This window comes from Paraliobacillus sediminis, assembly GCF_003426055.1.
Map to the genome: position 1 here is coordinate 245,584 of NZ_QJSI01000001.1, position 13,156 is coordinate 258,739.

14 protein-coding genes are annotated in these 13,156 nt (G+C 36.8%); all 14 read left to right on the plus strand.

Translation table 11 applies throughout. The annotated features are described in order from the left end of the window. The first annotated feature begins 55 nt into the window (after positions 1–55). The 14 genes from D2K60_RS01100 (at position 56) to D2K60_RS01165 (ending at position 13,144) form a co-directional block, all read left to right on the plus strand. Complete coding sequence (locus tag D2K60_RS01100; RefSeq protein WP_117168154.1) at positions 56–2,431, plus strand: DUF5702 domain-containing protein; 2,376 nt, start codon at positions 56–58, stop codon at positions 2,429–2,431. Between the two features lie 15 nt (positions 2,432–2,446). Beyond that, complete coding sequence (locus D2K60_RS01105) at positions 2,447–3,082, plus strand: DUF4352 domain-containing protein (RefSeq protein ID WP_117168155.1); 636 nt, start codon at positions 2,447–2,449, stop codon at positions 3,080–3,082. 120 nt (positions 3,083–3,202) lie between these two features. Further along, entirely contained in the window at positions 3,203–3,835 is a 633-nt protein-coding gene (locus D2K60_RS01110) for a DUF4352 domain-containing protein (protein WP_117168156.1), read from the plus strand. Between the two features lie 127 nt (positions 3,836–3,962). Then, positions 3,963–4,592, plus strand: a complete 630-nt coding sequence (locus tag D2K60_RS01115) for a DUF4352 domain-containing protein (RefSeq protein ID WP_117168157.1) — start codon at positions 3,963–3,965, stop codon at positions 4,590–4,592. 112 nt (positions 4,593–4,704) lie between these two features. Next, positions 4,705–5,328, plus strand: a complete 624-nt coding sequence (locus tag D2K60_RS01120; protein ID WP_117168158.1) for a DUF4352 domain-containing protein — start codon at positions 4,705–4,707, stop codon at positions 5,326–5,328. Positions 5,329–5,793: 465 nt separating this feature from the next. Continuing rightward, complete coding sequence (locus tag D2K60_RS01125; protein ID WP_117168159.1) at positions 5,794–6,420, plus strand: hypothetical protein; 627 nt, start codon at positions 5,794–5,796, stop codon at positions 6,418–6,420. Further along, positions 6,417–6,797: a DUF4352 domain-containing protein gene (locus tag D2K60_RS01130; RefSeq protein WP_117168160.1), complete on the plus strand. Its 381-nt coding sequence runs from the start codon at positions 6,417–6,419 to the stop codon at positions 6,795–6,797. Before D2K60_RS01125 ends, D2K60_RS01130 begins: the two co-directional genes overlap by 4 nt. 1 nt (position 6,798) lies before the next feature. Beyond that, the gene (locus D2K60_RS01135) at positions 6,799–7,413 is read left to right on the plus strand and encodes a DUF4352 domain-containing protein (protein WP_117168161.1); all 615 of its coding nucleotides are present in this window, start codon (positions 6,799–6,801) and stop codon (positions 7,411–7,413) included. A gap of 88 nt (positions 7,414–7,501) precedes the next feature. Beyond that, complete coding sequence (locus tag D2K60_RS01140) at positions 7,502–8,674, plus strand: TolB family protein (RefSeq protein WP_117168162.1); 1,173 nt, start codon at positions 7,502–7,504, stop codon at positions 8,672–8,674. A gap of 133 nt (positions 8,675–8,807) precedes the next feature. After that, positions 8,808–9,389 (plus strand): TadE/TadG family type IV pilus assembly protein, encoded by a 582-nt coding sequence (locus D2K60_RS01145; RefSeq protein WP_162880663.1) that lies wholly within the window; start codon positions 8,808–8,810, stop codon positions 9,387–9,389. 20 nt (positions 9,390–9,409) lie between these two features. Then, on the plus strand, positions 9,410–9,922 hold the full coding sequence (locus D2K60_RS01150; protein ID WP_162880664.1) for an A24 family peptidase: 513 nt from the start codon (positions 9,410–9,412) through the stop codon (positions 9,920–9,922). A gap of 31 nt (positions 9,923–9,953) precedes the next feature. Beyond that, positions 9,954–11,423, plus strand: a complete 1,470-nt coding sequence (locus tag D2K60_RS01155) for a DUF6382 domain-containing protein (protein ID WP_117168165.1) — start codon at positions 9,954–9,956, stop codon at positions 11,421–11,423. 4 nt (positions 11,424–11,427) lie between these two features. Further along, positions 11,428–12,339 carry a PP2C family protein-serine/threonine phosphatase gene (locus tag D2K60_RS01160; protein ID WP_117168166.1) on the plus strand — a complete coding sequence of 304 codons (912 nt, stop codon included), beginning with the start codon at positions 11,428–11,430 and terminating at the stop codon, positions 12,337–12,339. A 37-nt stretch (positions 12,340–12,376) separates the two neighbouring features. After that, a complete protein-coding gene (locus D2K60_RS01165) occupies positions 12,377–13,144 on the plus strand; it encodes a PP2C family protein-serine/threonine phosphatase (protein WP_117168167.1) in 768 nt (255 codons plus the stop codon). The last annotated feature ends 12 nt before the right edge of the window (positions 13,145–13,156 follow it).

The window sequence follows — 13,156 nt, forward strand, 5'->3', positions numbered from 1 at the left end:
ATAAAGCAAAATAAAACAAAGTCATTTATGTGAAGTTGCTAGGGAGGGGTGGCCAGTGAAAAAATTCATACACAAAATAAAAACTGACGTTAAAGGGTCAGTTACGCTCTTCTTCATCTTAATAACAGCAATAGTTTTTGCGTTTAATGCAATTCTAATTGACTATGCCCGAATCCTAGCAGCAGAACAGCAAACCGAATATGCCCTGCAAAGTGCAGTTCGTTCTTCATTAGCTAGTTATCAAAGCGAATTAAGAAATTATGGCTTGTTTGGAATCGAAGAGTCTGAAGCACAAGATATATTTGATAAAATAATCAAGGCGAATATTGAATCTGATGTGGATGAAGAATCGTTTCAATTCATTAATCCAAAAATAGTGGACAGCAGTTTAGTAGCATCACGTCCGCTAGCTAACCCAGACATCTTGGAGAATCAAATCCTTGAAGAAATGAAATACAAAGCACCAGTAGAAATAACGAAGAACTTACTAGAAAAGTTTAGTTTTGTTTCAGAAGCAATGCGGAGCGCCTCAGAATTCGTTGATATCGCAGAAGAAATTCAAGAGGATTTTGAAGATCGTGAAGAGCTCCTTGATGATTCAGAAGCAGCATTAGAGAAAGGGACAAGTGAAAAAGCCTCGATTAAGAAAAGGCTTGATACATTTAAGGAAAGTATGATAGAAACCAAGGGAAATGATTATCCTGAGGTTATTAGTTTTAAAGACATAGTAGTGCACTATGATACCTATAAAAAAGCACCTCAAGTGATAGAGGTGTTGGAAGAATCTAATGCAGCTTTAAAAGATAAGAAGACTGCGCTGAAGAGTAAAAAAACGAGCACAGAAGAAGCCTTAGAAACACATAAAAAAGATTTAGAAGAAATGGACGATGATACACCCGATTCTGAGCGAGAAGAGCTAGAAGAATTCATCGAAGAAGCAGAGGAAGAAATAAAAGATATAGAAGATAAAATCAAGAAAAATGAGAAAGAACAAGCAGATAATGAAATATTAATTGATGAAGAAGAACAAGACATAGAAGATTTTGAAAAAGATGCAAAAGCAAAAGCAGAAGAAATGGAGACTTTAATAAAAGAAATAGTCGACGACCTTGAGCAAGTCAAGGAGGACATAGAAGCTGCAAAAGTGCATAATCAGGCAATCCAAGATGCAATAGATAAGGCAGAAGAAAATAGTGAAGACAACTATGGGAATGCGATAAGTAAGGCAGAGGCACCACCAGATGGAAAGATAGATGAAGCTATAGGTGAAATGGAAGCAAACACGGAAGAATTTAAGAACTATCCATATGATCCCTCTTACTTCGAACAGATTAGTGCACCTGTAGATGCAGCAATCGAAAAATTAAAGGATATCCCAGACATTGTGTCAGGTGTCAAAGACGCTATTGAAAAAGACGACACAACGCAAAAAAGTTTACAAGGAGATTTAAATAAAATCAATGAATTGCTTGACGGTGGGATAGCAGAAACAACAAAAGGAACGAAGGAATTAATCGATGACCGAAAAGAATTTAAAGAAAGTGAAACTGCAGCAGCAGATGAGACGAAGGCGGAGAATAATAATAACAAAATACAGGAAATGTTAGATGGTTGGGATGAACTGGTAAGTGATGATGAAATATATACACAATTAGAAGAAATTATTGCTGATTACAATGCGTTGGCAGAGGATGAGGCAAAATTAGAAAAAATAGTTATAGGCGATGACGCTAGTAAAAGTGCTGGCGATGCAATGGACTTGGTAGATAGCTTATTCAGTAGTCTAGGAAATGTATTAGTACATTCCCGTGACAAATTATACGTAAATGAGTACGTATTGATGCATTTTGAGAGTGCAGAGCCTACTGGTATTGGTAATTCTGAGGATTATAAGTTTGATAATCGTGAAGTTGAGTATATTTTGTACGGTTTAAAAGAACCAGGAGCTAATTATTCTGCCGCACTGGCTCAACTGTTTGTTATTCGCTTTGCATTGAATTTCATTGATGCTTTTGCAGACAAACTGGTGACAAAAGTACCAACACCACTAGGGGTATTCGTTGCAGCTTTAGCTTATGCGTTGGAGCAAACGTATAAAGATATGAATGCTATAAGTGATGGTCGGAAATCACCACTCATGGATAAAATAACACCCAAATTAATGTTAGATTATCATGATTATCTAAGGCTATTCTTATTTATGAATCCAAGTGGTGATAATCGATTAAAACGAATCATGGCAGTGATTGAAAAAGATACAGAATTAGAATTGACCAAACAAATGACTTATGTGCAGGGTAACGTGACAGCATCCTCACGGTTACTGTTTGTACCAGAAATAGCAAAGACCCTCGATGTGACTGGCGCATTAAATGGTGATGTGGATGGTAATATGTTTGAATTTACAAATGAAGCACATTTTTCATATTAAAAAGGAGTGTATAAAATGAAGAATCTAATAAAGTTAATAGTAACAGGAATGGTAATAGCGTTTGTACTAGTAGGTTGTAACAATGATGATGAAGCTAATGAAACGAGTGAAAATCAAGAGACAGAAGACTCGAATGAAGCGTCAGAAACAGCAGGAGAAGCAGAAACGGATGAGGCTGAAGGGGAGGAATCAACCAGCGAAGAAACTGATTCCTCAGAATCTAAAGGGGAAATATTAAGTTTAGGTGAAACTGGAACAATGGAAACGATATTAGGTGACTTTGAAGTTACACCTACGGGAGTTAAATTCCTAGAAGAAATTGAAGATGGAGGTTCGAATGTTGAACCAAGTAATGAAGTCTTTATAGTGGTGGATGTTACTGTTAAGAATATTGGTGATGAGGCATTTGAGAGTGGCGAAAGTATTACAGCAGATCTTTTTGATATGTCAGATGCTGGTTTAGGTAATACTCCAGGATATAGTTCTGTAGAAGATTTTGATGGTGAGGTTGCTCCTGGAGAAGAAGTTTCTGGGCAGTTAATATTTGATTTTTGGGAAACAGACCCTTATATCCTTATATTTGGATATGGATATACTAGTGATTTATCGAATGAAGTAACGTGGGAATTCACTGCTGACGAAGCAGAGTAATATTTTAATAGAATACTTCAAAGAAAAGGGTTGATGCAGATCTCCCTTTTCCTTTTCTGGCAATTGACATAGTGGATTGTAGGAAAAGGAAAGGGATGAGATCTGAGAGGGGTGTATAAAATGAAGAATCTAATAAAGTTAATGGTAATAGGAATGGTAATTGCGTTTGTACTAGTAGGTTGTAACAATAATGATGAAGCTAACGAAATAAGTGAAAATCAAGAGACAGAAGACACGAATGAAGCGTCAGAAACAGCTGGAGAAGGCGAAACAGATGAGGCTGAAGGGGATGAATCAGCAAGCGATGAAACTGATTCATCAGAATCTGAAGGAGAAATTTTGAGTTTAGGTGAAACTGGAACATCGGAAACGGTATTGGGTGATTTTGAAGTTACACCAACGGCGGTTAGATTCTTAGATGAAATTAAAGATGGACCTTATTCTGAACCACACAATGACGGTGTGTTCGCAGTGGTAGATGTTACTTTAAAGAATATAGATGACGAAGCCATTGAGAGCAGCGATATTACTAATGTACACATTTTTGGTGAGGATGGAGATAGTGTAGTTAGTAATCCGACATTTCCCACATTAGAAAATTTTGAAGGTGAGATTGCTCCGGGGGAGGAAATGTCTGGGCAGTTATTATTTGATACTGGGCAATCAGATTCTTATAAACTTGTATTTGGATATGGACGAAGTACAGTGTCCAATGAATTGACTTGGGAATTCACTGCAGATGAAGCTGAGTAATATTCTAATAGAGATAGAATAGTTCAGAGAAAAGGGTTGATGCAGATCTCCCTTTTCCTTTTCTGGCAATTATGAAGGTAGATTGTTGGAAAAGGAAAGGGATGAGATCTGAGAAGGAGCGTTTAAAATGAAGAACCTAATAAAGTTAATGGTAACAGGAATGGTAATAGCGTTTGTACTAGTAGGTTGTAACAATGATGATGAAGCTAATGAAACGAGTGATAATGAAGTAACAGAAGATTCGACTGAAGCGTCAGAAACAGCTGGTGAAGCGGATGAGGCGGAAAGTGAGGGATCGGATAGTGATGCATCTGACTCATCGTCAGATTCCAAAGGAGAAATTTTGAGTTTAGGTGAAACAGGAACAATGGAAACGATATTAGGGAATTTTGAAGTGACACCAAGTGCGGTTCAATTCTTAGAAGAAGTTGAAGATGATGGTTCTTATGCTGAACCTGGTAATGGTGTGTTCGTAGTGGTGGATGTTAAGGTGAAAAACATTCATGACAAACCTCTTGAAAGTAGCGATATTATTAGTCTAGATCTAGTTGATAGGGATGGGGCTGGATCGACTGACAATCCAACATTTAGCTCAATAGAAAGTTTTGAAGGTGAGATTGCTCCTGGAGAGGAAATGACTGGTCAATTGATATTTAATCATTTTAAAGAAGATTATTATCAACTTCAATTCGGAGCAGATTTAAGCACGGTATCAAACGCGGTAACGTGGGAGTTCACTGCAGATGAGGCAGAATAAATAGTATAAAGAAAAGGGTTGATTTAGATCTCCCTTTTCCTTTTCTGGCAATTGACGAAGCTAGATTGTAGGAAAAGGAAAGGGAAGAGATCTGAGAAGGAGCGTTTATAAATTGAAGAATCTAATAAAGTTAATGGTAATAGGAATGGTAATTGGGTTTGTACTAGTAGGTTGTAACAATGATGACGAAGCTAATGAAACGAGTGATAATCAGGTAACAGAAGATTCGACTGAAGTAACTGGAGAAGACTACGAAGCAGAAGAGGCTGAAGGGGATGAATCAGCAAGTGACGAATCTGACTCATCGTCAGATTCTAAATTAGAAATTTTAAGTTTAGGTGAGACTGGGATAATTAAAGATAGCATTGGTACATATGAAATAACCCCAACTTCTTTTGAACTTTTAGAAGCTACTGAAGAAGCTGAACCAAGTAATGGAGTATTTGTACTTATTAATTTAACTATAAAAAATATTGGTGATGAATCAGTGGATAGTAGTGGTTTAGTGAATGATAGTGCAGCGCTTATAGATAGTGATGATATTGCAGAATTTAATGAAGATTATTATAAATTTGTTGACGCATTCGATGGTGAAGTAGAATCTGGAGAGGAAATTTCAGGTCAGTTATTATTTGATCAAGCTAAAACAGACAATTATAGTTTGATGTTTGGTTATGGTTTAGAAACAGTATCAAACCAAATAAAATGGGGATTTTCCGCAGAAGAGGCAAAGTAAGTTTTAGTTTTGAAAAGAGTTTAATCTGAGGAGTCAAGCTGGAGTGTATATAAAATGAAGAACATCATAAAGTTAATTTTGCAGGAATGGTAATTGCGTTTGTACTAGTAGGCTGTAACAATCATAAGGCTAATGAAACGAGTGAAAATCAAGTAGCAGAAGGCTAAAATGAAACAACAGAAGAAGAAGTGAATGAAGCTAAAAGTGATGAATCAGATAGTGATGTACCTGACTCATCATCAGATTCCGAAGGGGAAATTTTAAGTTTAGGTGAACGGGAACAATGGAAACGGTATTGGGTGATTTTGAAGTCACGCCAACGGCGGTTCATGAACGATTGCACCTGAGTGCTCGGATAACGCCCCGTCAGTGACTTTCACTGACCGATTTACTTTGTAAAGGGGGTGATGCAAACAGCGTGACTCGTAATGGGTAGACAATATAAAAAAGATAGGACGATGATTGATGAAAGCAAAAACAATAGCAATTGTAGGAACAGCCGTAGCACTTAGCCTAATGGTGCTAGCAGGGTGTGGTGTTGACGAAGAAACAGGTTTAGACATTGTAAAAAAATCAGTAGATCAATCAGAGGAAGATGATAATTTTGAAAATCTATCTGAATTTGATGGTGAATTTTACGATTTAGGTGAAGCCGTAACCATTACAGATGAATACGCAACCTATGAAGTGGTCGTATCAAACCCGCGATTAACAGACGATACGGAAGACCTCGGTAAATTAGACAACAACCGATTATTAGTGGATTATACCATTAAGAAAATTGGCGATGACACCATAGAAATGCATGGTAGTGGTGATTTAGACGCTGAAGTTTACCATAAGGGTGCAGGGGACAGGATAGACAGAATGGGCGAAACAAGAGTCTCGAGTTTAGCCTTAGACGCTTTAGACACAGACGACACGGTTACAGGTACTATGATTTATCTCACAAACAAAGAGGGGTACTATCAGATTGTACTGACACCGGGGCATATAGAGGTCGACAGTGAAGGGTACGGGATACCAAACCCTGAACTTAACAGGCGTTTTGAGTTTGAGGTAAGAAAACCAGAAGAACCAGAAGAAGAATAAACAGACAAAGGGTTAGTGTCAGCACTAGCCCTTTCTTAGAAAAAGTTGAAGATGGGGATTCTTATGCTGAACCAGGCGTTGGTGTGTTTATATTGGTGGATGTTACCTTGAAAAACATAGATGAGGAAGCCATTGAGAGTAGTGATATTGCAAGTGCAGACCTTTTTGATATTAGTGAAGATGGATATGGTGTAGGTAATAGCCCTGGATATAGTTCAGTTAATGATTTTGAAGGTGAAATAGCTCCTGGAGAGGAAACGACTGGTCAATTATTATTCGATCATTTTGATGTGGATCTCCCTTTTCCTTTTCTGGCAAATACGAAGGTAGATTGTAGGAAAAGGAAAGGGATGAGATCTGAGAAGGAGCGTGTATAAAATGAAGAACATCATAAAGTTAATTTTTGCAGGAATGGTAATTATGTTTGTACCAGTAGGTTGTAACAGTGATGATGGAGCAGAAGACTCGACTGAAGTGTCAGAAACAACTGATGAAGAAGTAGATAATGACGCTAGCAGTGAGGAAACAAAAGATTTAGAGGAAGAAAATACTGCTGAGGAAGAGAGTGGTAATGATGGACAGGGCGTACTTAGTTTAGGAGAAACCGGTCAAGTAGAAAGCACAATAGGAGATTATGAAGTAACTGTTGAGTCATTTCAAATTCTCGATGAATTTGAGGATGAGAAATCTTTAGATGAAGTATTTATACTTGTGAATTTTTCGTTAACAAATATTGGAGAAGAAGTGATACAGGGAGAAGATGTATACAGAGCAAAAATATTTAATAACGGGGATATCGGGTATGGAAATATTTCTGACTTTGAATCTGTTGAAATACTTAAAGGAGAAATAGGTTTAGGTGAAACAGTGGAGGGCCAGTTCCTTTTTGATCAAGAGAACTCAGATTACTACGAATTAATAGTTAACTATGCTCTATCTACAGTTGCTACAGAGTTAACATGGCGTTTTGATGCAGATGAGAAAAGTGGTTAAAACTAGAATTTCTCCTATTCCAGTATCTATAAGAATGGATTTAGACATAAATATTTTTAAAAATTAAAAATATAAAAGGAGTTTTATTTTGAATAAAAAAATTGTTTTTGTTTTTGTTATACTACTTATTTTAATTTTAGCGGCCTGTGGAGGAAGCGAGTCAACAAAAGGCAGTGGTAATTCCTACTCTCTTAAAGAGGAAATTAAGTTTGAAACAGAACCATCTAATTCCATACATATTGATAAGGCGGGTCAAGTTGTTTTGTTTGGTGAGGATGTTGAAGGTAAACAAAATACATACACGATGAAGGTTTATGTGGATGGTGATGTGCAAACCTTGGAAGGTGAGGGGTTTAATATGCATTCTAACCTCACTCATTCAGGGAAAGTAACTAGTTATCAATCGGATATTGAAGCTGGAACAGATGGTGGGAATTTATATACGTATAAATTCTATGATCCTATCAGTGATGAAAGTAAGGACTATGTAATTGATAAAGATGAGTATTTAACATTTACTTACAAGAGTTTTATGGTAGAGGACAGCAATGGAGAAGTAGTAGAGGGAATAAAAACTAATCATGTCAAAGATGGTAAAGATGCAGTAGAAGTTCTTTCTATTGATTTAGAATCCGATACGATGGAAACCATTGACCTTACAACAGAATTAGAAGGGTATTATGGGGATAGCTTCTATGATACCAATGTACATTACTCATTTGATGGACAGAAATTATTTATTCTAGCTCGGGTTAATACGAATGAAGACTATGATGGTCCAGCATCAGAAAACACAGTATTTATTTATGACCGAGAAACGAAAGAAGTAGAAAAAGTACTTGAACAAGACGATTCTATCTATTTTCTTGATCAGGACTATATAAGCTCTGCTGATGGAAAGTACCTATATTTTGTAAAACATATTCAAGTCGAAGATGACTCTGTTTTAGGAGTTAGAAACAGAAGTGAATTATATGCACTTGATATTGAAACAAAAGAAGTAAAGGAATTAGGTCAAGGAGATTCACCATCAGCTATAGATGAAAATCGAATTTTTTACATAGATAATAAAAAAGGAGAGTTCTATATTCAAGATGTTGATAATGGTGAAAGTAATCTGATTTACACAGACGAAGACTTTGATGCAGAGACGATGAGAATTGTTACCGCATCGATAAGTTATGACGGAAGTACATTTGCTTACATATTGGAATATAAAGGGGATGGCGAAGAAGTAATTAGGATCGTGAAATCTAAATAGGTCTAAAAGTCCAGTGAGTAATTAGATTATAGTGAGCTTTGATACGATGTTATAAACCTTGAAAATCTCAAAATATATGTTTAAGAATAGAAGTATTATAAGTTTCAAGGTGATCTTTTGGGAGGTGACAAAGATGAAATTACTTCGTAGAAAAGAAGATGGGAGCATTACATTGGAAGCGGCTGTATTTATGCCTTTCTTTATTTTATTTCTAGTATTCTTGCTTTATATGATCAAATTTGCGTTAACAGATATTGCGTTAAATCGTGCAACTTCAGAAACAGCAAAGCAGATTGCAACACAAGTGTATCCATTGCAAGTAACGAGAGATGCAGTCGAAAACGTGGTCACGGATAAGTATGAGGAGATTACGGCGGATTTAGGAGACAACAAAGCATTAATCGAGAATGAATTAACCGCGTCTTTAACCGCAGACCTAATTGGTAAATTAGAGGAGGGAGCTAACGGAATGGCAGCAGATGCTTTAACTATATTGGTTCAAAGCTATTTAGTTGAAGCAGATCAAATGAATATTGTCGAAAAGGATAATGTAAAAGTGAAAACAGTAGTTTTACCAGTTATTAGTGGTGCAACGACGGTTGAAATCGTAACAAGATATGAGATAGATTTGCCTATTCCATTTATTGAGCGAACGTTTATTTTGGAGAAAAAAGCGGTTGAAAAAGCTTGGTTAGGTAATGGGGTAGAAGATTAGGATTAGGAGGTGGAATGAATATGGCCATGAATTATTATATTTTAGCAGTTTTCATTTTGATTGCATTTTATAAAGATGTACGATACAGCAAGATTCCGAATTGGCTGACAGTAAGTGGCGTCTTTTCAGGTATTGGTTACTTTTTTATCGTTGATGGTTTTCCTGGCTTTTTCTTCTCGGCTCTTGGGGCTGTTGTTAGTACTGCAATATTACTTTTACTTTATTTATTCAAGGGAGTCGGTGCGGGAGATGTTAAGTTATTCGCTGCTATTGGGGCGATTACAGGGATGGAATTCTCCTTATACAGCATGATGTATTCGATTTTATTTGCTGGGTTAATTGCGATGCTCTTACTACTGTATAGAAGGAAATTTGTTAAACGAATGGTGTATATCTGCTATACATTTATTGTTTCTATATTTTCAAAAGACAAGGAAATGAAAACAGAGCTTAATCAAACAGAAATTGTTCGTTTTCCGTTTATGTATGCTGTATTTCCAGGCGTAATTGCGACAGTTTACTTATTTTATTAAGTTGATTTTAAGAAAAGAGGGGGGAAGTTCCATGCGTCCGACAATTTCTAATTTGAATTATGATTTCACCCAACAAAATGGCCATTTCATGATCATTAGTCGAGAAGGAAATCCATTAACAAGTGATGATTTAGCAGCTATTCAGGTCAATATGCTGAAGTCCAATGAGATTGAGAAAGTATTGCCGATTGAAGTAGAGGAAATTGATTTTCATGTCAAACTATATTATGAAATAACAGCGAAAAAAATTCTATCTCAAGTACTACGTGAGAAAAAGTTATCGATGCAAGAATTTTATCAATTGCTTTATCAGATTGTTGCAGCAATCGATGCAAGTATGGAATATATGTTGGAAGAGCAAAACTTCATTTTGGATGAGGACTTTATTTTTATTGAAAAAGACTTCCAAGATATTCATTTAACCTATTTGCCATTATCACAAGTGTCAGGGAAGCCTGAATTAAGGGATGAGTTTAAAGATTTGTTCTTTAAGTTAGTTGGACATGTTAATGAACTAACAGGTAGCGGCGTACAACAGTTGACCAATTACATAAATGATCCAAGTTTTAATGTGCATGCCTTAAAGAAAAAGTTGAATACCTTAAGAAATCAATCAAACACAGCTGCTCCAGTAGTAGATAAAGTAGAATATAGACCAAATCCAATCTCAGAAAAGAAACCTGTGCAACCCCAATCTGTATCCAAGCCAGTAGCAATTAAACCAAAAAAACAGGTGGAAGCAAAAGAAACAAAAACACAAACGGAAACAGAAGAGAAGAAGGGGCCGAGTAAAGTTATCGTTATTTGTTTAGCGATTTTTGGTCTAGCGATCGTATGGAAACTATATCAAGCGTTAGCAAGTGAAGCGATGCTTTACATTAGTGTTGGTCTATCCGTATTTGTTGCAGCTGCTTCTTACTACTTTATGTTTGTTTATAAAAGTTCGGGTTCAAAAGAAGCAAAAACAGACAAGAGTAAACCAGTGAAAGAGAAGAAGCAAAAGACGAAGAAAAACCAAAAAGGTGATAACGTAAAGGAAGGTATTTCGCCAAAAGAAATAGATGAAGTAGACGATGTCCAACAACAAGTATCTGCAACTACAGATGGTAAGACATACTTCCAAGAGCTCCAACATCAAACAACGTTACTCTCTCAACCAGATCAAACTGTATTGTTAGATGAGAGCACCCCACCACAAAAAGACGGAGCATTTTTTGAAATTAACCGAAATGGTAAAACAGAAAAGATATTTTTTAATCAGTCGCCATTCTTAATTGGTCGCGATGCTGCGACTGTTCATTACATGGAAGATGCAGTTGGTGTTTCACGTACGCATATTGAAATAAACCAAGCAGAGGAAGCTTTTACGATTAAAGACTTGGGTTCAAAAAATGGTAGTAAGCATAATGGAGAAGCAATGGTAGCGTACAAAGTGTATCAACTAACTGATGGCGATCAAATTACAATTGGAAAAGTAACATATATTTTCCGAAAAGGTTAAACACATGTTGAATAGAGTGAAAAATGCATGGGAATATGGCTTAGCCACAGATTGCGGACCAGTGCGACAAGTGAATGAGGATCAAGCGTTTTTACGTATTTTCACAGATCCGAATGCAGATCAACTCATGCTTGTAATGGTCGCAGATGGTATGGGTGGTTACCAAGGTGGTGAAGTGGCTAGTCGAATGGTCATTGATCAGATTAATCGTTGGTTCACGAATAATATCGACCGGATTTTTAGCTCTACCCATCCTTTTTTGACATTGCGAATCGAGTTAAACAAGCTTTTAATAGAATTGAATCAAGAGGTAATTGATTATGGAAAGCGCAATGGGAAGCAGCTAGGTACGACACTTTCCCTGTTGTTGCTATACAAGGGAAGATCGTTGCTTGCCCATGTCGGGGATAGCCGAATTTATCAACTCGAACACGTGACAAAATGCTCGAATTACTTGCAAACAGAGCGCATTTATCAAGCGGATGAGGAAACAGAAGCCTTGGAAGGGGAAACAACGCTGAGGCAGTTAACCGAAGATCATACATGGGTTAATCGACAAGTTCGAGAAGGAAAGTTATCCAGACAAGCGGCGCGTACACATCCAAAGCGAAATGTATTAGTGCAATGCTTAGGTATCGAGAATCATCTTGATCCGTTTTTTGCTGAGAATTCTTACCAAGTAGGTGATTTCTTCCTTCTCTGTAGTGATGGATTTCATGAACTATTCTCTGATGAAAGTATTTTAACACTAGTAGAGCACTATCAGAATAATCAACATGACTTGCAGACATTTACGGAAGAGTTGATTCGTGTCGCTAATCAAACAGGTGCGACAGATAATATTACGCTGGTAATTATTAAACCTGTGGCTACAAAAGTTAAAAGGAAGAAGCGTATGGTACGTCTTTTCTTATAGGTTGTTAGTTGATATGGAATGAAAAGGAGGGATATTGATGGACTTTATCACTGGATATTACTCAAGTATTGGACAGAATAAACAAGCCAATCAAGATGCACTCTTAATTAAAACAGCAGATACATCAAAAGGAAAAGTAGGCATATTTATCGTTTGTGATGGGATGGGCGGTTTAACACAAGGGGAGCTAGCGAGTGCTACGGTTGTTAGGGGAATGTCTGATTGGTTTTCGTTAACGTTACCAGTACTCTTGCAGTCAGATGATTATAGTAGCAGTATTCAACAAAGTTTAGATGCAAGAATTAATTTGTTAAATGAAAAAATTATAGCCTACGGTCAAGATAATCAGGTGCAACTTGGCACAACAATAACGGCGTTTCTCGTGATAGATACGCATTATTATATTGTCCAAATTGGTGATAGTAGAGCATATGTAATCACGGACTCTCCGCAACAGTTAACAGAAGACCAATCACTTGTTGCTCGTGAGGTTGCCAGAGGTAATATACCAAAAGAAGAGGCGCAAAATCATCCGAAAAGGCATGTGTTACTTCAATGTATCGGTGTTAATAATACGATTGATGTTGTTATTTCAACTGGGACACTGACGCAAGGGATGTCCTTTTTGTTATGTACAGATGGTTTCTATCACAAGTTAAAAGAAGAAGAGTTTGTAGCTAAACTATCTGATCCAACGATTCAAACGAAAGAGACGGGAGAAGCTATCCTCAAGAGTTTAGTAGATCTGGTTAAACAGCGTGGAGAAGTAGATGACATTTCTGCATTGTACATCAAAGTTAGCTAGAGGGGAGGAAAT

Bases quoted from the DNA above. Each gene is read 5' to 3' on its own strand.
- D2K60_RS01105 (WP_117168155.1), top strand. From the start codon at position 2,447: ATGAAGAATCTAATAAAGTTAATAGTAACAGGAATGGTAATAGCGTTT.
- D2K60_RS01110 (WP_117168156.1), top strand. From the start codon at position 3,203: ATGAAGAATCTAATAAAGTTAATGGTAATAGGAATGGTAATTGCGTTT.
- D2K60_RS01115 (WP_117168157.1), top strand. From the start codon at position 3,963: ATGAAGAACCTAATAAAGTTAATGGTAACAGGAATGGTAATAGCGTTT.
- D2K60_RS01125 (WP_117168159.1), top strand. From the start codon at position 5,794: ATGAAAGCAAAAACAATAGCAATTGTAGGAACAGCCGTAGCACTTAGC.
- D2K60_RS01135 (WP_117168161.1), top strand. From the start codon at position 6,799: ATGAAGAACATCATAAAGTTAATTTTTGCAGGAATGGTAATTATGTTT.
- D2K60_RS01145 (WP_162880663.1), top strand. From the start codon at position 8,808: ATGAAATTACTTCGTAGAAAAGAAGATGGGAGCATTACATTGGAAGCG.
- D2K60_RS01150 (WP_162880664.1), top strand. From the start codon at position 9,410: ATGGCCATGAATTATTATATTTTAGCAGTTTTCATTTTGATTGCATTT.
- D2K60_RS01155 (WP_117168165.1), top strand. From the start codon at position 9,954: ATGCGTCCGACAATTTCTAATTTGAATTATGATTTCACCCAACAAAAT.
- D2K60_RS01160 (WP_117168166.1), top strand. From the start codon at position 11,428: ATGTTGAATAGAGTGAAAAATGCATGGGAATATGGCTTAGCCACAGAT.
- D2K60_RS01165 (WP_117168167.1), top strand. From the start codon at position 12,377: ATGGACTTTATCACTGGATATTACTCAAGTATTGGACAGAATAAACAA.